Source organism: Deinococcus alpinitundrae, from assembly GCF_009982895.1.
GTDB classification, from domain to species: Bacteria; Deinococcota; Deinococci; order Deinococcales; family Deinococcaceae; genus Deinococcus; species Deinococcus alpinitundrae.
Genome location: NZ_WXZL01000001.1, coordinates 264,686 through 291,269, shown reverse-complemented (window position 1 = coordinate 291,269; position 26,584 = coordinate 264,686). Strand labels below are relative to the sequence as shown.

Annotated in this window: 25 protein-coding genes and 2 tRNA genes; 6 read left to right on the top strand and 21 right to left on the bottom strand. The window is 62.1% G+C overall.

What is annotated here, in order from left to right; all coding sequences use genetic code 11:
* Window positions 1–70: 70 nt before the first annotated feature.
* Entirely contained in the window at window positions 71–1,306 is a 1,236-nt protein-coding gene (locus GUI70_RS01495) for an MFS transporter (RefSeq protein ID WP_161880487.1), read from the bottom strand.
* Window positions 1,307–1,867: 561 nt separating this feature from the next.
* Here GUI70_RS01495 and GUI70_RS01490 point away from each other — a divergent pair.
* On the top strand, window positions 1,868–3,709 hold the full coding sequence (locus GUI70_RS01490) for an HD domain-containing phosphohydrolase (protein ID WP_161880486.1): 1,842 nt from the start codon (window positions 1,868–1,870) through the stop codon (window positions 3,707–3,709).
* A 27-nt stretch (window positions 3,710–3,736) separates the two neighbouring features.
* Here GUI70_RS01490 and GUI70_RS01485 read toward each other — a convergent pair whose 3' ends face one another.
* Together GUI70_RS01485 and GUI70_RS25185 are read right to left on the bottom strand one after the other, a co-directional pair.
* The gene (locus GUI70_RS01485) at window positions 3,737–3,910 is read right to left on the bottom strand and encodes a hypothetical protein (RefSeq protein WP_161880485.1); all 174 of its coding nucleotides are present in this window, start codon (window positions 3,908–3,910) and stop codon (window positions 3,737–3,739) included.
* A gap of 191 nt (window positions 3,911–4,101) precedes the next feature.
* Entirely contained in the window at window positions 4,102–4,752 is a 651-nt protein-coding gene (locus GUI70_RS25185; RefSeq protein WP_161880484.1) for an MBL fold metallo-hydrolase, read from the bottom strand.
* Between GUI70_RS25185 and GUI70_RS01475 the strand changes: the two genes are divergently transcribed.
* Entirely contained in the window at window positions 4,651–5,433 is a 783-nt protein-coding gene (locus GUI70_RS01475) for a hypothetical protein (RefSeq protein WP_202630367.1), read from the top strand. The two genes, GUI70_RS25185 and GUI70_RS01475, sit on opposite strands and share 102 nt — an antisense overlap.
* A gap of 261 nt (window positions 5,434–5,694) precedes the next feature.
* Here the strand turns inward: GUI70_RS01475 and GUI70_RS01470 are convergent, their stop codons facing one another.
* On the bottom strand, window positions 5,695–6,618 hold the full coding sequence (locus tag GUI70_RS01470; RefSeq protein ID WP_161880482.1) for an MBL fold metallo-hydrolase: 924 nt from the start codon (window positions 6,616–6,618) through the stop codon (window positions 5,695–5,697).
* A 628-nt stretch (window positions 6,619–7,246) separates the two neighbouring features.
* Here GUI70_RS01470 and GUI70_RS01465 point away from each other — a divergent pair.
* Window positions 7,247–9,061 (top strand): ATP-binding protein, encoded by a 1,815-nt coding sequence (locus GUI70_RS01465; RefSeq protein ID WP_161880481.1) that lies wholly within the window; start codon window positions 7,247–7,249, stop codon window positions 9,059–9,061.
* A 432-nt stretch (window positions 9,062–9,493) separates the two neighbouring features.
* Here GUI70_RS01465 and GUI70_RS01460 read toward each other — a convergent pair.
* Both GUI70_RS01460 and GUI70_RS01455 read right to left on the bottom strand, forming a co-directional pair.
* Window positions 9,494–9,568 (bottom strand) — tRNA-Val (locus GUI70_RS01460).
* Between the two features lie 24 nt (window positions 9,569–9,592).
* Window positions 9,593–9,668, bottom strand: a tRNA-Ile gene (locus GUI70_RS01455).
* Between the two features lie 129 nt (window positions 9,669–9,797).
* Between GUI70_RS01455 and GUI70_RS01450 the strand changes: the two genes are divergently transcribed.
* Entirely contained in the window at window positions 9,798–10,124 is a 327-nt protein-coding gene (locus tag GUI70_RS01450; RefSeq protein WP_161880480.1) for a PadR family transcriptional regulator, read from the top strand.
* 326 nt (window positions 10,125–10,450) lie between these two features.
* On the opposite strand, the gene GUI70_RS01445 is transcribed toward GUI70_RS01450, so the two are convergent.
* Window positions 10,451–10,912, bottom strand: coding sequence for a hypothetical protein (locus tag GUI70_RS01445; protein WP_161880479.1), 462 nt, complete (start codon window positions 10,910–10,912; stop codon window positions 10,451–10,453).
* A 137-nt stretch (window positions 10,913–11,049) separates the two neighbouring features.
* Here GUI70_RS01445 and GUI70_RS01440 point away from each other — a divergent pair, with 137 nt between their 5' ends.
* Complete coding sequence (locus tag GUI70_RS01440) at window positions 11,050–11,406, top strand: hypothetical protein (protein ID WP_161880478.1); 357 nt, start codon at window positions 11,050–11,052, stop codon at window positions 11,404–11,406.
* Window positions 11,407–11,465: 59 nt separating this feature from the next.
* On the opposite strand, the gene thrS is transcribed toward GUI70_RS01440, so the two are convergent.
* Together thrS and GUI70_RS01430 are read right to left on the bottom strand one after the other, a co-directional pair.
* The gene (thrS, locus tag GUI70_RS01435) at window positions 11,466–13,415 is read right to left on the bottom strand and encodes a threonine--tRNA ligase (RefSeq protein WP_161880477.1); all 1,950 of its coding nucleotides are present in this window, start codon (window positions 13,413–13,415) and stop codon (window positions 11,466–11,468) included.
* Between the two features lie 312 nt (window positions 13,416–13,727).
* Window positions 13,728–14,060: a hypothetical protein gene (locus GUI70_RS01430; RefSeq protein WP_161880476.1), complete on the bottom strand. Its 333-nt coding sequence runs from the start codon at window positions 14,058–14,060 to the stop codon at window positions 13,728–13,730.
* Between the two features lie 47 nt (window positions 14,061–14,107).
* Here GUI70_RS01430 and GUI70_RS01425 point away from each other — a divergent pair, with 47 nt between their 5' ends.
* The gene (locus GUI70_RS01425) at window positions 14,108–14,734 is read left to right on the top strand and encodes a response regulator (protein ID WP_161880475.1); all 627 of its coding nucleotides are present in this window, start codon (window positions 14,108–14,110) and stop codon (window positions 14,732–14,734) included.
* A 426-nt stretch (window positions 14,735–15,160) separates the two neighbouring features.
* Here the strand turns inward: GUI70_RS01425 and GUI70_RS01420 are convergent, their stop codons facing one another.
* The 12 genes from GUI70_RS01420 to GUI70_RS01370 form a co-directional block, all read right to left on the bottom strand.
* Window positions 15,161–16,033, bottom strand: a complete 873-nt coding sequence (locus GUI70_RS01420) for a class I SAM-dependent methyltransferase family protein (protein WP_161880474.1) — start codon at window positions 16,031–16,033, stop codon at window positions 15,161–15,163.
* Between the two features lie 88 nt (window positions 16,034–16,121).
* On the bottom strand, window positions 16,122–16,796 hold the full coding sequence (locus GUI70_RS01415) for a lysophospholipid acyltransferase family protein (RefSeq protein ID WP_161880473.1): 675 nt from the start codon (window positions 16,794–16,796) through the stop codon (window positions 16,122–16,124).
* Window positions 16,796–17,740, bottom strand: coding sequence for a phosphatidate cytidylyltransferase (locus GUI70_RS01410; protein WP_161880577.1), 945 nt, complete (start codon window positions 17,738–17,740; stop codon window positions 16,796–16,798). The genes GUI70_RS01415 and GUI70_RS01410 overlap by 1 nt, the downstream gene beginning before the upstream one ends.
* A 5-nt stretch (window positions 17,741–17,745) precedes the next feature.
* Window positions 17,746–18,348, bottom strand: a complete 603-nt coding sequence (locus tag GUI70_RS01405; RefSeq protein WP_161880472.1) for a CDP-alcohol phosphatidyltransferase family protein — start codon at window positions 18,346–18,348, stop codon at window positions 17,746–17,748.
* A 52-nt stretch (window positions 18,349–18,400) separates the two neighbouring features.
* A complete protein-coding gene (locus GUI70_RS24920; RefSeq protein WP_272952762.1) occupies window positions 18,401–18,703 on the bottom strand; it encodes a cation:proton antiporter domain-containing protein in 303 nt (100 codons plus the stop codon).
* Window positions 18,688–19,554 carry a cation:proton antiporter domain-containing protein gene (locus tag GUI70_RS01400; protein ID WP_272952761.1) on the bottom strand — a complete coding sequence of 289 codons (867 nt, stop codon included), beginning with the start codon at window positions 19,552–19,554 and terminating at the stop codon, window positions 18,688–18,690. Before GUI70_RS01400 ends, GUI70_RS24920 begins: the two co-directional genes overlap by 16 nt.
* A 102-nt stretch (window positions 19,555–19,656) precedes the next feature.
* The gene (locus GUI70_RS01395) at window positions 19,657–20,490 is read right to left on the bottom strand and encodes an alpha/beta hydrolase (protein ID WP_161880471.1); all 834 of its coding nucleotides are present in this window, start codon (window positions 20,488–20,490) and stop codon (window positions 19,657–19,659) included.
* The gene (gene aroQ / locus GUI70_RS01390) at window positions 20,487–20,921 is read right to left on the bottom strand and encodes a type II 3-dehydroquinate dehydratase (RefSeq protein WP_161880470.1); all 435 of its coding nucleotides are present in this window, start codon (window positions 20,919–20,921) and stop codon (window positions 20,487–20,489) included. The genes GUI70_RS01395 and aroQ overlap by 4 nt, the downstream gene beginning before the upstream one ends.
* Window positions 20,922–21,000: 79 nt before the next feature.
* Window positions 21,001–22,047, bottom strand: a complete 1,047-nt coding sequence (aroB, locus tag GUI70_RS01385; protein ID WP_161880576.1) for a 3-dehydroquinate synthase — start codon at window positions 22,045–22,047, stop codon at window positions 21,001–21,003.
* A 4-nt stretch (window positions 22,048–22,051) separates the two neighbouring features.
* Complete coding sequence (locus GUI70_RS01380; RefSeq protein WP_438503450.1) at window positions 22,052–22,819, bottom strand: shikimate kinase; 768 nt, start codon at window positions 22,817–22,819, stop codon at window positions 22,052–22,054.
* A gap of 34 nt (window positions 22,820–22,853) precedes the next feature.
* Window positions 22,854–24,008 (bottom strand): chorismate synthase, encoded by a 1,155-nt coding sequence (gene aroC, locus GUI70_RS01375; RefSeq protein ID WP_161880469.1) that lies wholly within the window; start codon window positions 24,006–24,008, stop codon window positions 22,854–22,856.
* A 132-nt stretch (window positions 24,009–24,140) separates the two neighbouring features.
* Window positions 24,141–26,582 carry a type II secretion system protein GspD gene (locus GUI70_RS01370; protein WP_237724627.1) on the bottom strand — a complete coding sequence of 814 codons (2,442 nt, stop codon included), beginning with the start codon at window positions 26,580–26,582 and terminating at the stop codon, window positions 24,141–24,143.
* Window positions 26,583–26,584: the final 2 nt, after the last annotated feature.

Below are 26,584 nucleotides of genomic sequence, written 5' to 3'. Positions count from 1 at the left end.
GCAGGGCAGAGTTTGAAAATCCACGCAAGCGCTGTGCAGAGCGGATACTGGACTCCGCTCCGTTCTGTCTTCAGTCCGCGGCTTCTGCGTGCTGCGCCGTGTCTGGTGTGCGGCTGCAGGTCAGTACGGCCAGTGCCAGCACCACCACGACTGCACCCGCCGCAAACGTCGGGGTGCCGCCGAGCCGCGAATACAAGGTGCTGCCTGCCAGGGGTCCGGCCACCTGCGCCAGCGACTGTACACCCTGCGCGCCGCCCTGCACCCGCCCTTGCGCTTCATCTGGAGCTGAGGCTGAGAGCAGCGAGGCCAATGTCGCATTGAAGATGCCCTCACCCGACGCGAACAGAATCACACCCAGGTAGAGTAGCGGCGCAGATGCCGTCACCGGCACCAATGCCAGCAACGTCATGCCGACGATCCCCATCGAGAGGCCGAGCTGCGACACCCGACGGTCCCCAAAGCGCTTGAGCAAGATAGGGAGCAGCAGGCCCTGCGCCACGATGTCGCACACGCCCACCACCATGAACACCGTGCTGACCTGCCCTGGTCCCCAATGCAGACTGTCACGGGCCATCAAGGTGAGGACCACCTGCATCAGCGAGAAGGGCAGGATAAACAGCACGCTCACCGTCACCAGGCGGCGCACGATCGGCAGTTCCAGGGCGCCCCGCAGTTGGGTGAGCGGATTGAGATGCGAGGCGTCGAAGTGCTTGGTGCGGCGCGACGCGGGCAGGCTCTCCGGCAAAATGAAGTAACCCCACAGCAGGTTGAGTGCGCTGACAGCGGCAGCAGCGTAGAAGGGTGCGCTCAGGCCCAGATGGGAGAGCAGACCGCCGATGGCCGGGCCGATGATGAAGCCCGCACCGATGGTGGCACCGATCTGCCCGAAGACCTTGCCACGCTCTTCTTCTGGGGTGGTGTCGGCCACATAGCCGAAGAGGGTACTCAAGCCACCAGCGGTCAGGCCGTCGATACCCCGGCCCAGGAATAGCATGAACAGGCTGCCCCCGATGCCGAAGATGACGTAGCCGATGGCCGAGCCGAGGAGAGAGAGCATCAGGATGGGCCGCCGTCCGTAAGCGTCGCTCAGGGTGCCCAGGACTGGAGACGAGAAGAAGGTGAGGAACGCGTAGATGGCAGCCAGCCAGCCGATGACCGTGGCCTGCTGGTGGATATTAGGCACGTACTTGGCAACCACGAAGGGGAGCACCGGGAACACCAGCGAGAGGCCCATCGAGAAGAGGAAAGCCGTGAAGAGGAGAAAGAGGATCGGCGGACGCTTGGGAGCAGGGGAAATCTCGGTCATGGGCTCAGGGTAGACCGCCGACCCTGCCGGATGATTGTAGAAATGCGACATGCCCCAGTCCCACGCCGGAAAGGGGCAGGATCGGGAGTGGATTGTTGGTTGTGCGTTGCACAACGTTGAGGTGCGCCCAAAACTGCTCCGGGTCAGGATGGAGCCTCCGTCGGGTGTGAGGTTCGGACGGAAACTCCGGAAAGCGCTGGAGCTTGAGCAGCTGCCACCAACGACTGAAGTGCGGCATGTTGTGCAGTCGTTGGGGGAGGGCCACGAATCGGTGATTTTTTCGTGCGGATGCAGCAACTTTGAAGGGATATGAGCTGCTGCCGAGCCAGCGAGAAGGGTGACGGCGTCAGGCAGGGGCAGCAAAGATGCCATTGGGACATCACACAAACACCGTCCCAATGGCATCTTTGGCTTCCGAATCGATCCCCATCTGCGGTAATTAGATAATAAACTGGTTAACCTCAATTTGGTCTGGACCGTGATTGCGCGCTTAGAAGTTCAACACCTTCTCGACTTGCTCGCTGTCATGGCGTTGTAGGACATTTTGCCTTATGCTGAAAGGTGTCCAGCGTTCTCAATCCTCAGGCTTTCGATCTTGTTCAGGACGTCATGTACATTTTGGATGCTGCCAGATGCTTCATCTATGTGAATGCTTTCACGCTCAAGTCATGGAACGTCCAGCCGTATGAGATATTGGGTAAAACGCTTGAAGAGGGATTGCCCATGCGTCCGCCACAAGATGTCATCGACATCTATCAGCATGCCATCAATGCCCAGGAACGCACCGAGTTCGAAACCTTTGGTCATCGGCATGGTGGCTGGGTCGGCGTCATTCTGTATCCACATGAAGGTGGCGTGATCGTTCATGTCCGTCGTCTCCTCCAGGTTGCACCAACGAGTGACGCCTTAAAACACGATGCGCTTACGGGCTGCCTCACCCGGCAGGCCTTCCTGCAAGCCCAGGAATTTACTTCCTTACCGGCAGTTCTGGCGCTCATCGACCTGAATCGCCTCAAGGCAGTGAATTCACTCCGGGGACACAGTGGAGGCGATCGACACATCCGTCAGGTGACACACAGCATCTTGGAACGCCTACCGGAGGGTGCGCTCATGGGTCGGTGGGGGGGTGACGAGTTTATTATTCTGGTGCCGGGTGCTGACATCACTGCTTTGGAAGACCTCCTGGAGCAGATTGAAGAGAGTGTACCAACTCCCTTCCCAGGTGTACCCGCATTTAGTGCCGGTCTGACCATCTGGCATGCGGGCAACCCATACGAACGTGCCTTTGCCCTCGCCGATGAACGGTTGAACGAGCGCAAAGAGCGACTGAATGAAACAGTGCCGGGTGACTGGGAAGCACTGGCCTTCGTCGAGTTCTCCAAATACCTTGAAACGCTCCACGATCCGAATGATATTATTCAGCATTCACTTAAAAATCTGCTTCACTTACTGGATTTCGACCTTGCCTTAAGTACTTCCTGGGAAGAGGACGCCCAATATGTCACTCACCAAGCGAGGCGGTCCAATACTCCGGCATGGGATATTCCTCTTCACGTTCGGGAGCCTCTTTCTGGACTGGCCCGCGAGGTGCAGCGCACTCAGCAGACGGTCTGGAGTACGGACTATCCTTCAGAACCCGACAGTCGTCCAGCCCTGGTGAAACTTGGTGTCAAAAGCATCATCTTGACACCAGTACGCAGCCAGGGAAAGATCACCGCGATGTTGACGCTCCTGACGATGGACCGCTGGCAGACCATCACATCCCATATGCGAAAAGTAGTGGAATTAACGGCTCTACGTTTGGAGCATGCTTTGGAACTCCGTCGAGTGGTCCGCGAAGTTCACACGACGCTCGAAGCGGGTCTGCTGACACTTGGTCTCGTCTTGGAGGCGCGTGATCTCGAAACGCATGGTCATACCAAACGGGCAGTCAAGTGGGCGGCTCAGCTTGGTGTTGCCCTTGGACTTCATCCCGTGGACCTGAATTCTTTGCAGGCGGGTGCGTATTTGCATGATCTCGGGAAGCTCGTCATTCCGGACGCTATCCTCCAAAAACCTGGCGAGCTTACGCCAGAGGAGTGGGGCATTATGCAGACACACACAGTGAGAGGTTGGGAGCTGGCGTCGCGGCTGCCTGGTCTTTCAGCGGCAGTGCTGGCTGTGATTCGCTTCCACCATGAACGCTGGGACGGCACCGGTTACCCCGACAGCTTATCCGGTGAAGAGATACCGCTGGCGGCACGCATCTTTGCCGTTTGTGACGTGTACGATGCTCTGATCAGCAAGCGTCCTTATAAGGACTCCTGGCACCCTAGAGAAGCCATCCGAGAAATACAGAGGCAGTCTGGTCGGCACTTCGATCCTCAAGTGGTCAAAGCATTTTTGGCAGTTGCGTTAGGGTGATCTGACCTTCCCTCGTGCTCCCCACTCTCAGCTTCCCAGCCCTGTGGCGGCTGGCCACTGAACCGCGCGGTCTTCACCACCGGCAGGATCTGATTCAGCATCTGTACTGCCCAGCTTGACATTTCCCTTGGCACGGATGCTGGCCATGATTGCCAAGCGCTGATCCGGCATGAACGGCAGCTCTCTAGAGGTCGAATTCATCTCCTTGAAGCTCTCGCCGTAGCTGATGAGCGACTATAAGGTGTCCCTCCAGGGATGGGCGCATTGCCCTCCTGCTGTGCTGCATGGACGCGACGCTGAGGAAAGATGATCTGCTCAACATCGTCCACAAGCCATTCGAGAATTCCAGCTGCTCTCCCTCCAACAGGAGCCCACCCGTTGCTCAGACCACATTAGGTCAGCTGCTGAGCCAAGGCTTCAAGCTTCGCTGGACCATAGAGGGGCGGTCCATGACCGAACAGTGTGAGTGCTGGTGCCAGGGCTGCCACACGCTGGATACTCTGGCGATTCCGGGCCTGATCCGCAGTGAAGGCCCGGAGCGGCTCTCCCAACCGCTCACGACCCGTCCGAAGGTCCAGATTCATGAGCACATCACCTGCAAGCAGCACCCGGTCGCGTTGCCGCCAGAACCCCAAATGGCCGGGAGAGTGACCGGGCAGTTCCAACACCTCGAATCCGCCGACCTCATCACCTTCTCGCAGCCGCCGGACGACGGGATATGTAGGCCCACGCCAGAACCGTGCCTGAAGGTGATCGACGAGAGAGCGGGGGTGGTAAGGCTGTGCCATGACGTCTGCCTCAGCAGGGCTGGCCCACAACGGCAGGTCCAGCGCCAGGCACAGCGCAGCACTGGCACCCTGATGATCTGAATGCGCATGGGTCAAGGCGTGGGCCCGTAAGGAACGGCCACGCAGCTGCTGAGCCAGCCGAGTACTGGAGGATTGGATGCCAGCATCGATCAGTACGTCGCCGATCAGGTAAGCGTTGATGGTCCGGCCAAACCAGGCGGGCAGCAGAAAAACATCTGGAGCAACAGGAAGCATGACCCCAGGGTCGGGGTACGCTCAGGTGAAATGCAATCACTTCAATCACCTGTTCCTTCGCTCGTGCTGGAGGATCCTGCCGCGATTCGCCCGCTGTTCGACGCGCGGCAGCGCACAGCACTACTCCCGTTTCTGGGTCGAGGCTGCACCGTTGCTTCCGCTGCCAAGCAGACAGGTGAGCATGCCAATACCATGCTGGCCCGCGTACGCCGCTGGGAGCGCCTTGGTCTGGTGTTCGCGGTGGGTCGGGAACGGCATGCTCGGGGGATCCAGACTATCTACCGCTGCACCGCAGATACGTTTTTTGTGCCTCACCGATTCACTCAGGCCGAAGATCTGCCCGCCTTGGCCCAGAGCCTCCATACCCCTGATGTGGTGGCCTTATTCACGGCTTATGCGCAAGCCGCCTCAGCGTTCCCCGCTGATGCTGAGTGGGGCATTCACTTTGCTCGGCAGGGCGAGCGCTGGGCGATGCAGCCCCAGCGCTGCCCAGAGACCGATTGCGATCCACTGGATGATCACCTCCCCGCCGCACTGCTCCAGTACGCTGAACTGCGTCTACTTCCTGCGGAAGCCAAAGTGCTCCAGCATGAACTGGCAGCGCTTCTGCGCCGCTTCGAGACGACTCAGTCAAAGGAGAATCAGGGGAGAACCTACCATCTCTTTGTCGGCCTGGCCTAGCAGACTGTTGTGCTTCCCCTGTGAAAATCAGCACCTCAACCAACTGACGCGGCATCTCCTGCGGCCAGAAGGGCAACATGTCGCAGAGGTTGCTCAAGAAGTCAGTAGCGCCTGTGGGCCCCTTGTTTCAGTTCCCTGTAACAGCACTGCCACCTCTGTTGAGCGCCAGCGAACACGAAGTCCAGTCCGCTATCCCGTCGATGTGCTGAGGATGCTCCGCTGTTTCCCCGAGACAAGGTGCTCATCAAATACCCCGTGCCTTCAATTCGTCTCCAGGTCGAAACGCATCAAGTCGCGGCCTACAGTAATCCGGCCACTGAAGATCTCAGACATTCCTGTGATGTATGCCGTTTCAGCTTCTGAAGTCGCTTGAGGCACAGGAATATGGTGCGTGAGGACAAGATGCTGGACCTGGGCCTCCTGGGCAATTTTGGCGGCTTCCAAAGTCGTGGTGTGGTACTTGGCAGGATTGGTCACCTGAATAGCCTGATCCGGATTCTCTGACGCAATCTCAGTGAGCCACAGTTCATTGTAGGCGTCGTGAATCAGCAGGTCCGCTTCCCGGGCATGCGCAGCAGTGCTCGGCATGGGCCGAGTGTCTCCACTGATGACCACACGCTTACCCCGGTACTCGATGAGGTAACCCAAGGCGGGTTCGACTGGCCGGTGATCTACCGCGAACGCAGTCACCCTGACGCTGTTCTGGTCAAAGACAAGGCCACTATTCTTTTCGAAGAACTCAATATCGGCACCTGCCGCATCGGATTTGTTGTAGGCCACTCGGAGGCCAATATCATAAGCGAGGGCATCGTAGAACTTTCCGATGATTTCACGGGTCCGGGTAGGCCCATAAACGCGCATGGCCTGACTGCGGCCCGGAATGACACCGACGTGAGTCCGCCAGCTACTGATAAAGAGGTCAGGGAAACCAGCGTTGTGGTCATAGTGATGATGGGTAAAAAACACGTCACGCACGCGCTGGGGCATCAGTCCGGACGAAATGAGCTGACGCACCGTATCGCTGCCACAATCGAACAATAATACCTGTCCTCCTGCGGCCACGGCCACGGCAGGCTTGGCGGCTCCAGGATAGGCACGTGGGGTGCCGGTTCCCAGAAGAATGACACTCAGAAGACCTTCTGCTACTGGCGCGATGGGGGTGTCCTGGATGAATGGGTGAGGCATGGGACTCTCCTTTTAAGTAGACCGGAAGCTTTATAGGGGAAACAGGCAAAGCTGCGGCTGCACCTTGCCAGACAGGTCACTCACACGAATTCGCCTCTTCCGCCGATTGGCAGGGCATTCTGGCATGCTGGAAACCCACCTCGGTTAGCCGCTGTTGCCACGCGCCATTCTTGTGCGAGGTAAAGCCCGCTCACTTGAGCGGAGGGCTGGTGTGGGAAGGCGAGCTGCCCCCAGTCGAGGTCGGGTTTCTGAAGCACGATCAGTTGCCCTTAAGGTTCCTCGGTGATCGGTGCTTGACGCCTGGCTTCCGGGCGCTTAAGACGCTGCACTTCGACACGTCGACGCCTGATTTCGGCGCAGCTCGTAGGGAGACCCTGGCTAGCCGGAACAGCAGCCTTTGGGCAGGGCCAGGATCGGGCGGAGGCCAAAGAACGAAACGAGGGGACGCTGCCCGGTCTTATCTCCGCTCGTGTTCGCCACTTAAAGGCGGGATGAGAGTGGATTGGCTGGTTTTGGTGCGACACACCGAAGTGACACCGTTCTGTTAGAGCATGTGCAAACAGCTGATTGCACACGGCCTTAAGAGTCCGACAACAGCAACCTGAGGCCCGAGCGTTTATGTTGAGTCATGACTGCCCTGCCTGACATCGATCTCGATTCCTCTACCAACTTGGTGGAGTACCTGCAAGAGATCACTGAGGCGCTTGCCGCGACCAACACGCAACGGGAAGTGATCGAGATCGTCCTCACGCCGGCTGTTCAGGCGCTCAGAGCCGTCGCCGGGATCGTCCTTCTGGTGGACCAGGCCGACCAGCAGATGAAAATCGCCGGCAGCCAGGGCTACGAAGATGTCACGCTCACTGTCTGGCAAGAAGGGCCGCTCGAAGATCACCAGTTGATTTCGGACATCCTGCGTATGAACGAGGCGAGGTACTTCGAGCACGCGGGCGCATTGAAGGAGGCCTATCCAGAGGTCGAGAGCCGCACCAGCGTGCCCTCAGCAGTTGCCAACGCGGCGCTCCCCATGTTCCTGGATCATCGGCCACTTGGAATCATCGTGCTCGACTTTGAGGAACCGCACGAATTCACCGAAGCGGAAAGGCGCTTTCTGAAGATCCTGTCGGCCCAGTGTGCCGTCGCTCTTGGACGCGTAGAGGCAACCCGAATGTTGGAAACCCGTGTTGAAGAACGCACCCAGCAACTGGAGGACGAACGCGCAGCCCTGAATGCGTTTATGCATTTCACTGAGGTGGTCGGGAGCGAAACCAATGTCGAGGCCCTGGTCTGCCAGGCGATCACTCTGCTGGGCGCGACCTGTGATGTCGAAACCGCTTACTTTGAACGTGAGGGCGAGCTTTTCAAGGCCACACTCTGGGACCCCTCAGCCGATCCCAATCTCCTGCCATTATTGCGCCAGGGGTTCCAACTGGAGCACTCCAGTATCGCCAAAGTGCTCCGGCAGAACACCGCCGCCTTCGTCGACCACTGGAACGGCACCGGACTGTTGATCAGCGAGTCAGGAATCTACCAGGCTGTGGCTGGCTACCCCTACTTCGTGGCGGGGGAACTGCAGAGTGTGCTGATGATGGGCTACCGGACGTCGGATACCTGGGCTGAGCGTGAGAAGGGGATCTTCCGAGCAGTAGGGCACAGCCTGGACCTGGCACTGGACCGCGCTCAGCAGGCCCGGACGGTAACGGCCCAGCGAGACGCACTCGACTTACGGGCACAGGAGCTCATGAGCTTGACCCAAGACCTTGAGACCTTCTCGTACTCGGTGTCGCATGACCTGCGCACCCCAGTGCGGCACATGACCGGCTTTCTACAATTGGCTCGCACTTCGCTCGATGGCAAACTCGATGAGCGTAGCGCACGCTACCTCGACATGGTTGAGCAGGCTGGGCAGCAAATGAATACCCTGATCGACGCCCTGTTGCACCTGTCAAGCGCTGCCCAACAGACTCTGCGGCCGAGAGTCATCGACCTGAACGGACTTATGGCCCAGATCCAGACCACCCTGCTCCCAGATCAGCTGACCCGGAATGTTCGCTGGGAGGTAGCGCTCCTGCCGCAAGTGTGGGGAGACTGGAACGCTCTGACACAAGTGCTGACCCAGTTAACCGAGAACGCCTTGAAGTTCACCCAGACGCGTGATCCGGCCATCATCAGGGTCTGGGCGGAGGATCAGGGCGAGAGCTGGGGTGTGTTCGTACAAGACAATGGCCTGGGCTTCAATCCGCGCTACCAGGACCAGCTGTTTAACCTGTTTCAGCGGCTCCATAGCGCTCATGAAGTCAGTGGGACGGGTGTGGGGCTGGCAAGCGTGCGCCGCCTGATCCTTAAGCACGGGGGTCAGGTATTTGCCAAAGGGCAGGTGGGCCAGGGAGCCACCTTCGGCTTCACCCTACCCAAGGACGGTCCATCCCGGACACACCAGAGGTGACCCGAATGATCCATGACATCACTATAACTTCAAACACCAAGACGCAGTAATAGACCTCCTGCGAAAGTCACGGTTGACGGGCAATTGAGTGGTTACACAGGACCGCGATCAGAGTGGCATGTCAGGAAAAGCGTCGTCTGCGATGACGGTACACGTCCTTAAGCACGCGGAAGATCTTCAGACGCCGAATGACATGCTCCACTCGCAGGTGGGTGGAGGCCAGCACCCGGTTTTCCTAGCGCTCTTGAGGGGTTAGCGGGCTGCACTTCGTCTGCGACCCGGTACACCTCTTCCGTAATTCACGGCCCTTGCCTTGACCCAGTGCCGAGAGGGTCCAAAACTCAACGGTTGCAAACTCGGTTGCACAGCAGGAAAAGTGCGCCAAATGGGGGAGAGCTGAAATGCGAAAACCCGCACTGGGCGGGTCTTTTTTGGTGGGCGGTATAGGACTTGAACCTACGACCTCTCGCGTGTGAAGCGAATGCTCTACCACTGAGCTAACCGCCCGTTTTGCTTTGCCCTTACGTTTCTTGGTGGGCCTTGCCGGATTTGAACCGGCAACCAATCGGTTATGAGCCGACTGCTCTGACCGTTGAGCTAAAGGCCCAGATCGAAGCGAGGGGAATGATAGCAGCGCGCTGGGGGGTTGTCAAACCCGCGCTGAGGGAATTGCAAAGTCGCCCGGATTGCTCCGCTCTATAGGCAGACAAAGTAGTTCGTTTCCCAGGAGTGATTCATGGCTGCAGATAAATTACGTGGACACATTGACCTGATTTTGCTGACGACGTTGGAAGGCGGGCCGCTCTATGGTCTCAAGATCATTCAGGAAGTGCAGGCCCGCAACGGTGGCGCGTTCTTCTTCAAGGAAGGCACGCTCTATCCGGCGCTGCACAGGCTGGAAAAGCAGAAACTGATCGCGGTGAGTGCACAGCTCAGCGACATGGGTGGTCCGCCGCGCAAGGTCTACCGTCTCACCGAGAGCGGCGAGAAGCGGCTGCGCGAGGAGCAAACCGGATGGCGCAGCTTTTCGAACGCCATGCAGACGTTCGGTGGCAGTGCATGAGCGAGGTCGAACGCTACCTCAAGAGCGGGCCACGCGGGGGGCTGCCGCGTCAGCAGAGGAGGCCCATTCATGCTGAGAGCTGGAGAGTCATATTTTCGAACGGGTGCGCGCCCTCCAGACGCAAGGGCTGGCTCAGGAAGGAGCTACGACACGGGTGCTGCGCCATAGATCGTCATCGGGCAGTGCCAGATCCGCAGTTCACTAGGCTGGCGTTTCTTGAAGGAGACCCAGACCGGCGCTTTATTGACCCGGATATCAGCTTTCAAGCGAATGATCGGCTTGATCCCCAGACGTTTGAGCGTGCAAGACCGTCCTGGCCGATGAACTCACGATCCGCGAGCAGTCCCAGACGCTTGCCCTGCAGGAGCGGCATCACCTGACTTGAAAGCGCCGTTCGGGTGACGGTCTTGCTGTTGCCCCTGTGGGGCAACAACGTCCAGTCCATCGGAAAACTGAACGTTCTCCATCTCACGCTGAGGATCACGAAGTTCAGGTCGCGCTGCCTCCCATTTCCAGTGGGTTCGATCCATGATCAAGATCAACTCCGGCTCATGCTGAAGGTGATTGAGGATCAAGGCGGCGATCAGTTGTTGCTGCGCTGGCCAGTCGAACTGCACGAACCGCTTGAGACGCTGGTATAGCGTCTCCTCGCTGCCCGGTAAGCGGATTCGCGAGACCAATTGATCCAGGTAGACCGTGCGGCCCTCAGTCATGGCCAGAATCAACGCCGTCAGCACGGTGAGTCGGCGAGGGTCAATCGGAAAATGTGGTCCGAGCAGGGTGAACAAGTGATCTTGTGGGTGTTGGCTCTAGACTGTTCTCATCGCGGAAAACACCGTACCGGAGCCGACTTTTCTTGGCTACCCCTGACTTTTGACCCCTAGAGAGCGGCGTTGCTTCATCAAGAGGTAATGGAGAGTGGTTTATGGACTGGGAGCCGTTCTTCGAAACAAAAGGGCACAAAATTCTCCTCATTGTCCATGATTTGATTCCGCGAGAGATTTATACTCTGGCCATAAAGCGGCGAACTCCACAGAATCTCCTTACGTTTAAAGGCTTTTTCCTCAGCTCGTATATGACCCATGCTGATGCTTCTGGAACGTCAAAGTTTTTCAACTTCAGTGCCAGCGACAAACCAGGAATGAAAAACTTTCGTTTTGCCGATTCTGCAAAAGCGTGGGAGAAAGCTCCAAAGAATACGGCTATTCTTCTCAAGCTCAATCCGACGTTCAAACGCCCACCCGAGGTCATCCCAAGAACAGGAATTCTCACTACCAAATAAGTACAGATGAAAAGATCGCCGCTCACCCCTCAAAGGTTGGCGGCGGTTCTCTACCTACCTTACGCCCGCGTTTGGTACCTCTCCAGCAATTCGGCCTTGAGGTCGCCGAAGCCCACGCCCTTGCGCTCTTTGTGGCCTTCGGGGGTGCGCTCCCGCACGCTGACCGCCCGTTCCTCCTGCTCCTTGTCACCCACGATCAGCATCACCGGAATCTTGGACAGCTCGGCCTGGCGCACCTTGGCGTTCATCCGGTTGCTGGAGTCGTCCACCTCGGCCCGTAGCCCGGCGGCATGCAGCTCGGCGCGGAGTTCCTCGGCGTAGGCATTGTGCCGGTCGGCAATCGGAATGATGGCGATCTGGCGCGGAGCCAGCCACAGCGGGAAATCGCCGCCGTAGTGCTCGATCAGAATGCCGACAAAGCGCTCCAGCGAGCCGAATGGGGCGCGGTGAATCATCACTGGGCGGTGTTCCTGACCGTCCTCGCCGGTATAGCTGATGTCGAAGCGCTCGGGCAGGTTGTAGTCCACCTGAATGGTGCCGAGCTGCCACTCGCGCCCGATCACGTCGCGCACCACGAAGTCGAGCTTGGGGCCGTAAAAGGCTGCGTCGCCTGGCTCGATGCTGTACGGCAGACCTACCTCGCTCACTGCCTCGATGATCTGCGCCTCGGCGGCGCTCCAGTTCTCGTCGCTGCCCACATACTTGTCGCCCTCAGGATCACGGGTGCCCACCCGGAAGCGCACGTCGTTCATGCCGAAGGTTCGCAGCACCAGCACCGTCAAATCCAGCACGTCCAGAAACTCTTTCTTGAGCTGGTCCGGGCGGCAAAAGATATGGGCGTCGTCTTGGGTAAAGCCGCGCACTCGCGTCAGGCCGTTGAGTTCGCCAGATTGCTCGTAGCGGTAGACCGTGCCGAATTCGGCCAGCCGCACCGGCAGGTCGCGGTAGCTGCGCGGCTTGCTGGCATAAATGCGCACGTGGTGCGGGCAGTTCATCGGCTTGAGCATGTACATCTCGTCGTCCACGGTAATCGGCGAGAAGTTGGAGTCCGAGTAGTTCTGGTAATGCCCGCTGGTCTTGTACAGCTCCAGATTGCCGATGTTCGGCGTAATGACGCCCTGATACCCGCGTTGAAACTGCTGCTCGCGCAGGAAGCGGGTCAGTTCCTCGCGCAGCACCGTGCCGTTGGGCAGCCACAGCGGCAGGCCCTTGCCCACCAGGGGGTCAATGGTGAACAGCTCCAGCTCGCGGCCCAGTTTGCGGTGGTCACGCTTCCTGGCTTCTTCCAATCTTTCCAGGTAAGCGTCCAGCTCTTTCTGGGTCGCGAACGCCACCCCATAAACGCGCTGCATGATCGGGTTCTTCTCGCTGCCGCGCCAGTACGCGCCCGACGTGCTCGTCAGCTTGAAGGCGGCGGGCAGCTTGCCCGTGCTGGGAAAGTGCGGCCCCCGGCACAGGTCTACGTACTCGCCTTGGGTATAGAAGGTGATCGGCTGATCGTCCGGCAACTCCGAGATGAGTTCGACCTTGTAGGGGTCGTAGCCGAACTGTGCCAGCGCCGCTGCCTTGCCCACGTCCGAGCGCGTGATCTCCAAATTGCGCCCGATGATCTCGCGCATGATGGCCTCGATTTCCGGCAGGTCTTCCTCGCGCAGCGGCTCGGGCAAATCAAAATCCTGATAAAAGCCGTTCTCGATGCTCGGGCCCACCCCGCGTTTGACCGCTTCTTTGGGAAAGCCCTTGCGTTCGTAGTACTCGCCCACCGCCTGACTCATGGCGTGGGCCAGCGAGTGCCGAAACACGCTCTGGGCCTGCTCCGGATTCTTTTTGGTGATCAAGCTGATTTCGGCCCCTTCGGGCAGGGGCGTCACCAGATCGGTCAGCACCCCATTGGCGGTGGCGGCCAGGGCGTCCTGGGCCAGACGCGGGCCGATGGCCTTGGCGGCGTCCAGGGCGGTGGCGTGTTCGGGAAGATCTAACTGTTTACCGTCGGGTAAAAAAACGTGCATGGGAACTCCTGTGGGGCATGGGTTGAGGCTGGCCCGGTCTGGACGCAGGACAGAAGAACGCCCGAGAGCAGAAACTGGCTCTCAGGCGCTTCTAGTTCGGGTCAGCCGCAGGGCTATTTTTCGAGCAGGATTTGAAGACAGACCCGTGCCAGGCATCATCAGACCGGAATGATGGAGGAAGGGCCGCATGGATTCAGTCTAGCAGAGGAGATCACGCAGAGCGGCCACTGCTCCGAGCCGTTGGTAAAAGGTGTGGGGGAAAGGCTCGGGTCTCCTTTCCCTGCATCCGCTATGTTGAATGGACCGACGGTCTCAGGCCAGCTGAGGCTGGGTGGCGGGCTGAATCAGCTGGCCACGAACGGTCACCAGCGTGATGCGGGTCATGACCATCACCAGCGCCATCAGCACGAACCCTGCTCGCCAGGCTTCCGGCCCGGTGATCTGGTTGTGAATGCTGAAGTTCACGATCCAGGCCTGAACAGCCGGGTTGTACGTCGCTAGTTCGGCAAAGGCCACCCGCAGACCCGTCGCGGCCACCCAGATCGAGGCGTAAAGCCAGCCCGACTTGACCATCACCTTGTTGCCCTGACGAAAGACCTGAGAAGCGCTGCTGGCCAGCCCCCCGAAGATCACGCCCAGGGCCACGTGGCCCGCTTGCCCCGCGCCCTGACCTCTCCAAAGGCGGCTTCCCTATGACCATCACCCTCGCCATCGTTGACGATCAGCCGCTGATGCGCTTCGGCCTGCGCTCCCTCTTTGAAACCGACGACGACTTCGAAGTGATCGGTGAAGCGGGCAACGGCCTGGAAGCCCTGGGCCTGGTCGAGCGCCTCAACCCCGACGTGGTGCTGATGGATATTCAGATGCCGGAGCTGGACGGCGTCAAGACCACCGCCCGGCTGCACGAACTCGGCTCGGCAAGCCGGGTGCTGATCCTGACCACCTTCGACACTGAGAACTATGTGCTGGACGGAATTCGCGCCAGGGACAAAGGGTACTTGCTCAAAGATGTGCGGTCCCAGGAACTCTTCGACGTGGTGCGTCGGGTGGCGGCGGGCGAGGTATTCATTCAGCCGATCGTGGTCAGCAAGTATCTGCACCTGCTGACCACCCGCCAGCAGGAACTGGAGCACCTTAGCCCCCGGGAACTGGAAACGCTGCGTCTGCTGGCAAAAGGCCTGAGCAACAAGCAGATTGCCCGGGGCCTCGGGATCAGCGAGAGCACCGTCAAGAACCATGTTAAGAGTGTGCTGTCCAAGATGCAGGTCAAAAACAGGACCGAAGCGGCGCTCAATGCGGGGAAATGGACGGGAGAGTAGCGGACTCCCGCTGTGTTGCTCAGCTGAGTTGGCGGACCTCACCGCCTCCACTGAGGCATTCGCGCTAGCGGTCACTGAGGAACTTCAGGATCGAGGTACTCATTCTCAGCCATTCAGGCCCGCTGGCTGCGGCATAGAAGCTGCCGGATATCGAGCGATAATTTTTCGAGCAGCTTTTGCTAAGAATTCCGGTCAATCAGTGATGCAATCGCGCCGGGGAGCCTACCAGACAAGCTGATGCTAGCAGAGCCAGAGCCCCCGTGCTTCTGGAGCCTGGTTCGGGTCGTGCTGCCCATCACCGCCCACAGTTCCTCTAGGCCGCGAACAAGGTGCACTCAAGTCAAGACGTGGGCTGGAAGAAGGCAGCGCTCGAAAACACTTTTGGAGACGTACGCCATGAGTTCAAGCTTCCAGTTTGAACGGGACTCAAGCCGCCTTCCTCGCCAGCACCACTCCGAAAATGCCCTGCGGCTCCATCCACTTTGCTCTGGTCGTAAAGCCGCCCTCGCTGGCCCAGCCCTCGATCAGTTCGGCGCTTCTCAGGCGCATCACCCACATATCTCCGGTGTTGGACGGCAATGTGCGGGCGGTGAACTCCACCTGCGGGTGGGTCGGCTGCAAGGTGTAGATCAGCGTGCCGCCGAGTTTGAGCACCCCGCTCAGTTGCCTGAAGTGCTGATGAATCAGTTCGTCGTCGGCCAGAATCTCGTGCAAGCCCGACACGACGGCGATGTCCATCAGGCCGCCTTCGGTTGCTCGCTGCGAATCCGCGTCGCTGAAGGCGTCGGCCCGCTGGTACGTTACGCCACGCACCCCGAGCTGCTGGCCCAAGGCCTGGGCGCTGTCCACGTTCACCTGGGCGTAGTCGCGCAGAGTCGCTTGTACCGTCACGTCAGGGCGGCTCGCCTGAAACTCCTCCAAGACTTCCAGGTCGTATCTTCCGCCGCCGCAGGCCACGTCAAGCAGGCGCAGCGTGCCGCCCGCTGCTGGGGCCTGTTCGCGCAACGCCGCCCGCAGCGCGTCCTTGACCAGCCCGCCGCGTGCCCGGATACCAGTCCAGCCTGGCGCATTGAGGTAGATGCGGTCGATCAGCTTGCCGAGTGGCCCCGTGCCGGTGGGGATGTTCTGGTAGACGTGCTCCAGCATCACGCCCGAGTCGAAGCCGTGCTGAAAGCCGATGCTCAGGCCCCGGCTCAGCGGACTCGCCAGCTTCATGACGCGGCGCACTGCGCCGTAATACCAACGCTTGGGGCTGACGAGGTGCAGTGGACGGGCCAGCTCTTCGTAGGTTGGAGTCATGGCTGATGCTACCAACTGACAGAATGTCAGCAATTGAGGAGAAGGTGAAGGGAGCTTGGGACTTTCGTCCCGGTGGCGTGTGGGACGGCTAATCCCAAACGGAGGTCGGCAGTTCGGCGTCGAGCTTGTCGATGGCGGCCTCCACCGCTGCCGTGAAGGCGGGCTTGTTTCTCGGATCGGCTTGCACTGCCTCGCCCACCGCCGCGTACAAGTTCAGCGGCACCGGAATCCACTCGCCCTTTGGTAGCGCGTGGCCCAGCCCCCGCAGCGCCACCGGAATCACCGGCACGCCCGCGTGGCGGCGGGCCAGGTGGGCCAGCCCGGTCTTGAAGGCCTCGCGCACTTCCGGCTGGCCGCGCGTGCCCTCGGGAAACAGCAGCACGATCTCGCCGCGCTCCAGGGCAGCGCTCAGCGGCGCGAGCGGGTCGGCGCGGCGGCCTCCCTCGTGGTGGCGCTCGATCAGGATGGCCCCGATGAGATGCTGGGTGACCCAGCGCACCACGCCCGCCTTACCGAAATAGTCGGCAGCGGCGGCGGGCCGCACCCGCCCTAGCGTCGAGAGCCGGAACAGCGAGAGCAGGAGCAGGGTGTCGAGGTGACTGTTGTGGTTGGCGACCACGATGGCCGGACCCGTCTGCGGCAGGCGTTCGCGGTGGCGCATCCCCAGGCCGAAGCCGATCAGCAGCGCGGGCCGAACGATCGCCGCGAAAAACAGCGGGCGCACCCAGGTTGGCAGACCAGCTGGGTCGGCGGCGTCGGGCATCAGCGGTACGGCCCGTAGACGAAGTAGTAGATGAAGTGGAAGAACACCGGGGCCGTGAACATCAAGCTGTCGACCCGGTCCAGAATGCCGCCGTGACCGGGAATGAGGCTGGACGCGTCCTTGACGCCCAGATCGCGCTTGACCGCACTCATGGTCACGTCCCCGATAAAGCCGACGGCGGGCAGTAGCAGGCCCAGAATCAGCGCTTCCCAGCGGTTCAGCGGCGTGATGATGGGCGCGATCAGCACTGCCAGCACGGCGGTGGCCACCAGCCCACCCAGAAAGCCCTCCCAGGTTTTGCCGGGGCTCACCTGCGGCACGATCTTGCGCTTGCCGAAACTCTTGCCGCTGACATACTGCGCCACATCGTTGAACTGCGTCACCAGCACCACGTAGAGCAGCAGGCCCACCCCACCCGCTGGATGCAGGGGCGGCAAGACCAGCAGGTAGGCCAGGTGGCCCAGGCAGAACACCGTCAGCATCAGGCCCCAATGCAGCGTCGAACTGGCCCGCAGAAAGTTTTGGGTGATGCCGGTGAGCATCAGCCGGAAGGGGAGCAGCAAGAACAGGTACACCGGGAGGGTGATGATGAACATGCCGTAGCGCCCGGTGAAGACCCACAGGTACTGCAGCGGAATCGCCAGGTACACCCACAGCAGCACCTTGCGGTCGGCGCTGCGCTGCGGCACCAGGCTGAGATATTCCTTGAGGGCCAGATATGACAGCAGCATCACGAAGGCGATGCCCACCCGTTTGCCCACCAGCACCGCCAGCACGAACAGCCCGGCCATGACCCACCAGGCCCGCACCCGCGAGATCAGCTCAGGGCTGCCTGACCGGCCCCGCAGCCTCGGCACGACTTCCGAGATGAAGGTGGCGACGATCAAGAGCAGCAGAATGAAGCCCAGCACCGCGCCCACACCGCCGCGCAAGGTGTCCAGCATGGCGCTCACGCCGCTTCCCTGAGGGCGCGCCGAACCCGGTTGGCGATGGTCAGCGCCGCCAGGGCACACAGCACCAGCAGCACCCCGGTCAGCCACCGACCCGGCGCGAGGCCGAAGCCGAGCAGCAGCGCCAGCACGCTCAGCCACAGAGCGCGGTCACTCTTGCCCAGCGGCCCGTCGTAGCGGCGGCTGGCTCCATTGGACGGCCCCAGCGCTCCGGCCAGCTCGCCAGCGGCGCTGAGGGTCACTAGCACGGCGGCGGGCCAGCCGAACGGCAGCAGCGTGAACGGCAGATACAGCGCCGAATCGGACACCACGTCGCCGAGTTCGTTGAGGTACGCCCCCAGGCGGCTCACCTGCCCTTTCTCGCGGGCGATCAGGCCGTCGATGGCGTTGAGGGCCATCCGAATGAGCAAAAACAGGGGCAGCAAGAAGAATACCCAGCGCCCTCCGTGCGTGATATTGAGCGCCAGACCCGCGCCCAGCACCACCGATAGGAACATGGCACCCAGCGTCACGGTGTTGGCGCTGATCCCTGAGTCGGCCAGTCGGTAGGCCAGCGGGCGCAGCAGTTTCTGGAACGCGGGCTTGGCGGCGTACAGGGTCATGCATCTTCCTCCGGTGGGTGGTGCGGCCAGTCTAGGTCAGGCGTGGCCCAGTTCACGGCGCGTCGGCAGCCTGGGCCGCCGCATTGAGCCTGCCGGCCAGTCCTGGCAGCGTCAGCCCCTGCATTAGCATGCTGAACACCACCACCGCGTAGCTGAGCACCAGAAAAGTGCCGCGCAGTGGATTGTCGGGCAGATTGAAGGCCAGCGCCAGGGTCACGCCGCCGCGCAGGCCCGCCCAGATCATCACCCGGCGGGTATAGGGCGGGAAGTGCTCGCGCTTGTCGAGCAGCGTCACCGGCAGCCACACGCCCAGCGCCCGGGCCAGCAGGCTCAGCCCGATCACCGCCGCCGCCACAGTTGCAGCAGCGCCGAGAGCATCAGCCCGCTGGCCGCCACCGTGACCGGAGCGCTGATGCCCAGCCACTGGGCCAGGGCGTTGCCGCCCACCACCATCGCCAGCGTGATGGTCAGTCGGGTGTTCTCGTCGCGCGGCACGTTGCGGATCAGCACCATCGCCACCAATCCCAGGCATGCTCCCGCCAGCAGCCCGCCGAGCATCTCGCGCAAAAACAGCAACGCGGTGCTGAGCGCGGTGACGGTCTGCGCCGCTTCCCCGGCGGCGGGCAGGGCGGCGGCCACCAGCACCGTAAAGGCCACCACGCCCACGCCGTCGTTGAACAGACTCTCCCCGGCAATCAGGGTTTCGGTGGTCTTGGGCACGCGGGCGGCCTGCAACATCGGCAGCACCGCCACCGGGTCGGTGGGCGCGATGATGGCCCCGAACAGCAGCGCCAGCGGCCAGGTGATGGGCAGCCCGGCCCAGTGCAGCAGTCCGTAAAAGCCCGCACCCAGCAGCAGCATGGTAATCAGGGTGGTGATCAGGGTCATGGCGATGACGGCCAGGCGCTTGCGAAACAGCAGTTTCACGTCGATTTGCAGGGCGCTGGAAAACAGCAGGAAGCTCAGCAGCCAGTCGAAGACCAGCGTGCCGAAGGGAATCGACTCCACCAGCGCCCGGATGCGCCCGGCGGTGGGCCAGCCGAGCGAGTCGGCCAGCGCCACGCCGCCCGCGATGACCAGGCCGCTGATCAGCATGGCGATGGTGGGCGAGAGCTTCCAGAACCAGCTGTTGAGGTAAGAGAGCGCCGAGATCAGCACCATGAAGACGCCGAACAGCTCGCTGGAAGACAGGGCGGCGGGCGACATGCCCGCAGTCTAGGGTGTCAGACGGATTGGCCTAATTGCCGGGAACGCGCCGGATGGTTCTCTAGTTCGGTTCGTCGGATCCCACCTGTCAGATGAACCGGTTCAATCGGAGTCCATCCCGCCCAGCAAGAAGCGCAGTGCTTCCGGCAGCCGCACCTTCCAGGCCGTCTCGCGGTGAATGCCTTCCGGGTCGGCCTGAAAGCGCAGGCGTTCGCCCATGCCCTTTGCCAGCAGCAGATCGCGCATGGCGTGGGCGTCGTCCCAGTAGGCCTGCTCCTGCTCCGGGTGATCGGTGCCTTCCTTGCCGCCGATGTCGAGCCAGACCTTGCCCGCAATGGCTGGACTGCTGCGCACCCGCTCGAACGCCTCGCCCGCACAGGCCCAGAATGCCGGACTCATCACGCCAGCATTGCCGAACACCTTTGGACGAGTCAAGAGCGCGTGCAGACTGATCAGCCCGCCCATGCTGGAGCCGAGCAGCACCGTGTGGGCCGCGTCCGGCAGGGTCCGCAGATGATTGTCGGCCAGTGGCTTGACGGTATCGGTCAGGAAGTCGAGGTAGGCGTCGCCGCCCCCACCGCCCTGGACTTCCGGCGGAAAGCCGGGGTGGCGCACCGGGCTGTACTCGTGGTAGCGCCGCTCGTTGGCGTTGGGAATGGCGACGGCGATGGCTTCCAGGCCCTCCGCCGCCAGTGCGGTGAGCGTCTCGTCGGCCCCCCACTCGCTGAGGTTGTAGCTGGTGGCCGTGTCGAAGACGTTCTGACCGTCGTGGAGATACACCACCGGGTAGTGCTTGTCCGGTTGCGAGGCGTAGGAGGGTGGCAACCAGGCCAGGATGGTGCGCGGCGCGTGGTTGGCGTCGCCGACGCCCTCCCACCGAAGCAGGGTGCCGGTCACGGTGCTGCTTGGCAGGGCAGCATACGGCTCCCAGCTCACTGGCCCACCTCCTCGATCAGAAATTCCATGGCAAAGCGGTAGCCAGCAAAGCCCAGGCCGCTGATCTTGCCCTTGCAGACGGCGGCTGTGACGGACTTGTGGCGAAACTCCTCGCGGGCGTCCACGTTGCTGATATGCACTTCCACCACCGGCACGTTCTGCCCGGCGATGGCGTCGCGCAGAGCGTAGCTGTAATGGGTCAGCGCACCGGGGTTGATCACGATGCCGGTAAAACCGTGCTCCTCGGCGTCTTGAATCCATTCCAGCAGCTGGCCCTCGAAATTGCTCTGGCGGCAGGTGACGGTAGTGCTCAGCTCGCTGCCCCACAGCTCGCACTGCCGTTCGAGTTCTTCCAGGGTGAGAGTGCCGTAGACACCCGGTTCACGCTTGCCCAGGCGGTTGAGGTTGGGACCGTTGAGGACGAGTAGCATGGGGATACCTCGCTGTTGAGCGCCTCACCTTTGAGGGGGCGGGAAGCCGTGGCGTTGCAGGGTGGAGGAGTGAAACGAATTAAGCGCTTGACCTGACGTCCTCCACCCAGGCTTCAAACGCACCTCTCAGCACCGTTGAAGGCACCCGCGCCAAGTAGGGCCGCGCCAGATCATGCAGCAGCACGAAGCGTACCCCCTCGGCGTCGGCCTTCTTGTCGCGGGCCATGTAGGGCCAGACGTCTTCAAAACTCAGTGTGGGCAAGGCTTTGGGTTGCTGGTACTTCAGAAAGGCCAGGGTGTGCGGCGCCAAATCCTGGCCGCCCATCTCGCGTGACAGCAGTGCGGCGTAGTGCATGCCGTAGCCCACTGCCTCGCCGTGCGTCGCGGCCTGATGGGTTACGGCTTCCAGCGCGTGCGCCAACGTGTGCCCGAAGTTGAGGTGGGCACGCTCGCCCTGCTCGGTCAGGTCGCGGGTGACGACCCCGGCTTTGACGGCGATGGCGTCGGCGATGGTGTGCAGCAAACTGGTCTGGCCTGGCGCGAAGTCGGGCGAGAGCACCCGCGCCAGCAAGCTGGGATCGGCAATCAGGCCGTGCTTGTAGGCCTCGGCGGCACCCTCGCGGAAGGTGGCGGGCGGCAGGGTCGCCAGGGTGTCCACGTCGGCCCAGACCTGCCGGGGTGGCCAGAATGCGCCGACCAGATTCTTGCCTTCCGGCAAATTCACGCCGGTTTTGCCGCCCACCGCCGCGTCCACCATGCCCAGCAGGGTGGTGGGCACCGAGTAATACGCCACCCCGCGCAGGTAACTCGCCGCCGCAAAACCGGCCAGATCGGTGACGGCCCCACCGCCCAGGCCTACCACCGCGCACGCACGGGTCAGGTTGGCCTGGGCCAGTCTGGACAGCACGCCGGAGAGGACAGCGAGGGTCTTGCAGCCGTCGCGGGCGGGCACTTCGACCATCACGATGGGGGAGAGAGCGGCCTGCACCTGCTCAACGAACTGCGCAGGCAAGTCCGCTGGATAGATCAGAGCCACCTGCTTGTGCGGCACGCTGAGGCGGGGGAGCAGACCGGAGCCGACCTCCACGCTGTAGGATTGCGCGCCGCCGACCTCGATGCTCCGCACCTGGTCAGTCGCAGGCACGCTCCACCTCCATCAGTTCCAGGGCCTCGCGCTCGTCGTCGGCGTCCTGGCGGGCGACCTGCTGGGTTTCCTGCCACTCCCACAGCCGCTCCACGATCTCGGCCACGATCTCCTCGGAAGGCCGCCCGTCGCTATGAACGTGAATGGTGCCCTGCTGGTACGCGCCCTCGCGCTCCAGCATCAGCTCGGCGATGCGGGTCAGGGGATCGGGCACGTGCAGCAGCGGGCGGTCACTGTGCTTGGTGCGGGCGTACACGGTTTCGGGTGTGGCGGTCAGAACCACCACCGGGCCTCGGCGCAGCAGTTCGCGGCGGTTACTCTCGTGAACGAAGGTGCCGCCGCCCAGACTGACGACGGCGTGCTCCAGCCGGGTCACGCGGCGCACCACTTCCGATTCGCAGGCGCGGAAAAAGCCCTCGCCGCGTTCGGCGAACACCTCGGGAATGGTCTTGCCCACCACCTTGGAAATCAGTTTGTCGGTGTCCACGAAATGCAGCGAGAGTTCGCGTGAGAGTTCCCAGCCGATGCGGCTCTTGCCCGTGCCCATAAAGCCCGCGAGCGCCAACCAGCTCACGGGGCGGTCAATCAGGCTGGGCGGATTCATACGTTGCAGTCTAGACGATTGCGCCGCGCCCAGACCCAGAGCCTTCTCACCGTCTGGGTGCGGGGGGAGGCCGGCTGGCCCGGCCTGCGGCACGTCCTGGAGGTGGGCCAGCAGGCCCGCCTCCAGCGCTGCCTCGGACCACAGGCTCACCTCCCGCACCCGTCCAGCCGCGCCCAGGCGATCATCAGTACTGCTGCGCGTAGGCCCGCGCCGCCTCCAGGCGTTCTCGCAATTCCGGCAGGGTGTCGCCGCCGAACTTCTCCAGCACCGCGTCGGCCAGCACCCAGCCGATCACCGCATGCAGCACGATTCCGGCAGCGGGCACGGCGGAGGTGTCCGAGCGCTCCTTGGCGGCGTCGGCAGGTTGATGGCTTACCACGTCGACGGTGGGCAGCGATTTCATCAGGGTGGCGATCGGCTTCATGGCCGCCCGCACGATCAAATCTTCGCCGTTGGTCATGCCCGCTTCCAGGCCGCCCGCGCCGTTGGTTTCGCGGCGGTAGCCGTGGCCGCCCTCGCCCAAATACACCGCATCGTGAACCTTCGAGCCCGGCACGCGGGCGTTGGCAAAGCCGGTGCCGATCTCCACACCCTTGATGGCCTGGGTACCCATCACGGCGGCGGCGATGCGTCCGTCGAGCTTGCGGTCCCAGTGCACGTAGCTGCCCAGCCCCGGCGGCAGGCCCCGGAAGCGGATCTCGACGATGCCGCCGAGGGTATCGCCGTCCTTCTTGGCCTGGTCAATCCGCCCGCGCATCTGCTCCTCAGCGGTTTTGTCGAGCACCCGCAGGTCAGAGGCCTCGATCTCCGCCAACCGGTCCCAGCCGAAGTCACCGCCCGCGTCAAAGCCGCCCAGATGGGTCACGTAGCTTACGCCCTCGATGCCCAGTTCCGAGAGCAGTTTGAGGGCCACTGCGCCCACCGCCACCCGCGCCGTCGTCTCGCGGGCCGAGGCGCGTTCCAGCACGTCGCGCAGGTCCTTGTGGCGGTACTTGATGCCGCCGGTCAGGTCAGCGTGGCCGGGCCGGGCCTCGGTCAGCGCCTTCTTGCGCGGCTCGTTGCCAACTTCGGGCGACATGATCTCGGTCCAGTTGCGGTGGTCTTTATTTTCGATGACCAGCGTCACAGGTGCTCCGGTGGTGCGTCCGGCCCGCACGCCGCTCATCAGCTGGACCTCGTCGGTCTCGATCACCATCCGCCTCCCGCGTCCGTAGCCGCCCTGGCGCTTTCTGAGCATCGGGTCGATGTCGGCCTTGGTAAGCGGCAGTTGGGAGGGCAGACCCTCGATGATGGCCGTTAGTTGCGGTCCGTGCGATTCTCCGGCGGTCAAAAACCTCATGCCCTGACTGTAGCAGGGGCCGGGCAGGCGTTTGCGGGCGCTGAGCAGACGAGGAAGGGGCAGACGCGGCGGACCGCAAAAACAGACCCAGCGCACTAAAGCGGCTGGGTCTGAGAGGAGGTAAGGGGGAAGTTATTTGATGACGGTGCCTGTGATGACGACCATCAACTGGCTCTGGGTCTTGATGGTTTCCTTCTGTCCGAAAGCGGCACCGACGACCGGCAGACTCGACAGGAAGGGAACGCCCCGGTTAGTCGAGGTTTCGTTGGTGCCGAGCAGTCCGCTGAGCAGCAGGGTCTGACCCGACTTGAACGTCACGATGCTCTGCGCCTCGCTGTTGGAGAAGTCGAGAATATTGGGCAGCGAGGCGCCGGTGATGGCGGTTTTGGGCTGATTGATCTGGCCACGTACCCGCAGGGTGATGGTGCCGTCTGGGGCGACCTGCGGATCGAAGAAATCGAGATTGATACCGTAGTCGATCTGCTTGGTGATGTTGCCGCTGGCCGAGGGAATGTTGAGTTCCAGTCGCCCGCCGCTCTTGATGCTGGCCGCCGCTGTGCTGGAGGCGTTGGTGGTGCCACCTCCCCCTACCGTGCCCAGCGAGCGCTGACCGCTCTGCATGGTAATCGAGCCGTCGTAGATGCGCTTGGTCTGGGTCTGGGTCTCCAGGGCATTCAGGGTTGGCAGCAAGTTGAAGCCGCCGACCAGGGCGCGGGTGGGGTCGAACGAGGCGGCCAGACCGGTTGCCCCAGAGCTGATATTGAAGCCGCCGAAGCCTACCTTCCAGTTAAGGCCCAGGGTGCGGGCGGCGTCCTCGGTGATCTCCTGAATGCGGACCTGCACGTTGATCTGCGGCACCACTTGATCGAGGCTGGGGATGAGGGCCGCAACCTGTTCGACCTGCGCTGCTGTACCGCGCACGATCAGGGTGTTGGTCCGCTTGTCGGCAATGATGGTGGCGGCGTTGGGATTCTGGGGAGTGGTCGCGGGTTTGGTGGCTGTGGGTTGAGCGTTGGCTGCCGCGTTGGGTACTGAAACAACTGTCGAATTGCCGTTGGCATCCACTGCATTGACCGGGACATTGGGCAAGCTGCTGACATCGGTAGCAGAGGCTGTCAACGCGGTTTGCAGGGCGTTGTCCAGGACTGCCTTCAGCTCCTCTGCGCTGGCGTTGACCAACTGGAAGACCTTCTGCTGCACGGCAGGGCCACTCGCCACGGCTTTATCCACGCTGCCGAGCAGGGCGGTGGCGGCGTCGAGCTGATCCTGGGTGCCGTTGAGCACCAGCTGGCCGGTGGTGCCCACGGGCGTCACCTTAAGGGCGGGGAACTGGACGGTCAGCAGTGCGGCGATGTCTTTCTGGTCACCCTTGACGGCGTAGACCTGCTGGCGCACGTCTGGGTTGGCCTGCACCGAGGGCGCTTTATCGACCTGGCTGAGCAGCGCCAGGGCGGTGTCGAGCTGGCTTTTCTGACCGCTCAGCACCAGTTGGCCCGTCTGCCCGACGGGCGTCACCTTGAGTGCTGGAAACTGCGCAGTGAGCAGCGCGGAGACATCAGCCTGCACACCCTTGACGGTGTAGATCTGCTGCACGTCCGCCGCAGCCTGCACCGATACCGGTACCGGCACCGGCTTATCTACCTGTGCCAGCAGGGCCAGCGCAGCGTCAATCTGATTCTTCTGACCGCTCAGTACCAGTTGCCCGGTCTGCCCAACGGATGTGACGGTGATGGCCGGATACTGGGCGGCAATGACCCCAGCAGCGTCGGCCTGCGCGCCTTTGACGTTGTAGATGAACTGAATGACCGGGCTGACTGGCACGACCGCTTTTGCCAGTTCCGGCGGCTGAGAGGCGATGATCTGGTTGACCAGTGCCTCGACCTGCGCCACTTCCTGATTGTTGCCGCGCACGATCAGGCTGTTGGACGTGGGTTCGCCGACGATCTTGAGGGTGGGCGAGTCGAGCACGATGTCGCTGACGGTCGTGGTGGTCGGGGCCGAATTGGTCTGATTGGCGGTGTTGGTGGCCGTGCCCTGCGACTGAGCGGTGGTCTGGCGCGTGCCGAAGGCCAGCTTCACGCGCTCCTCGACTTTCGCGGCGTCGAGCGTCTTGGGCAGCAGCAAAATGCGCTGGATCGGGTTCTTGCCGACCCGCAGCACTTCGCTGGAGCCGAGCTTGACGACCTCGTAGTTCAGTCCGTAGACGTCCATCAAAAAGGGCCAGACCTGATTGAACGGTTTGCCGACAAAATCGTAGGTGAGCAGGGTCGAGGACGCGCCGGGCTGGGGGGCCTGGGGGGTGGCGGTGTCGCTGCTGACGGTGCCCGAGCCGCTCCCGACGCCGGGGGTGATCAAGCTGTCGAGGGCCGGGTCGAGAATCAGTTCGTAGCCCGCCGACTTGGCGATGGCCGTGAGCAGGGCCATCAAGCCGGTGCCGTCGCGCACGATCTTGAAGGTGACGGTGGCCTTCGACAACCGCGCGTCGGTGCTGACGGCGCTTCCGGTCGAGGCGCTCTGGGCGCTGGCCGCGCTGAGCGCGAGGGTCAAAAGCAGGATCAGGCTACGGTTCTTCATGG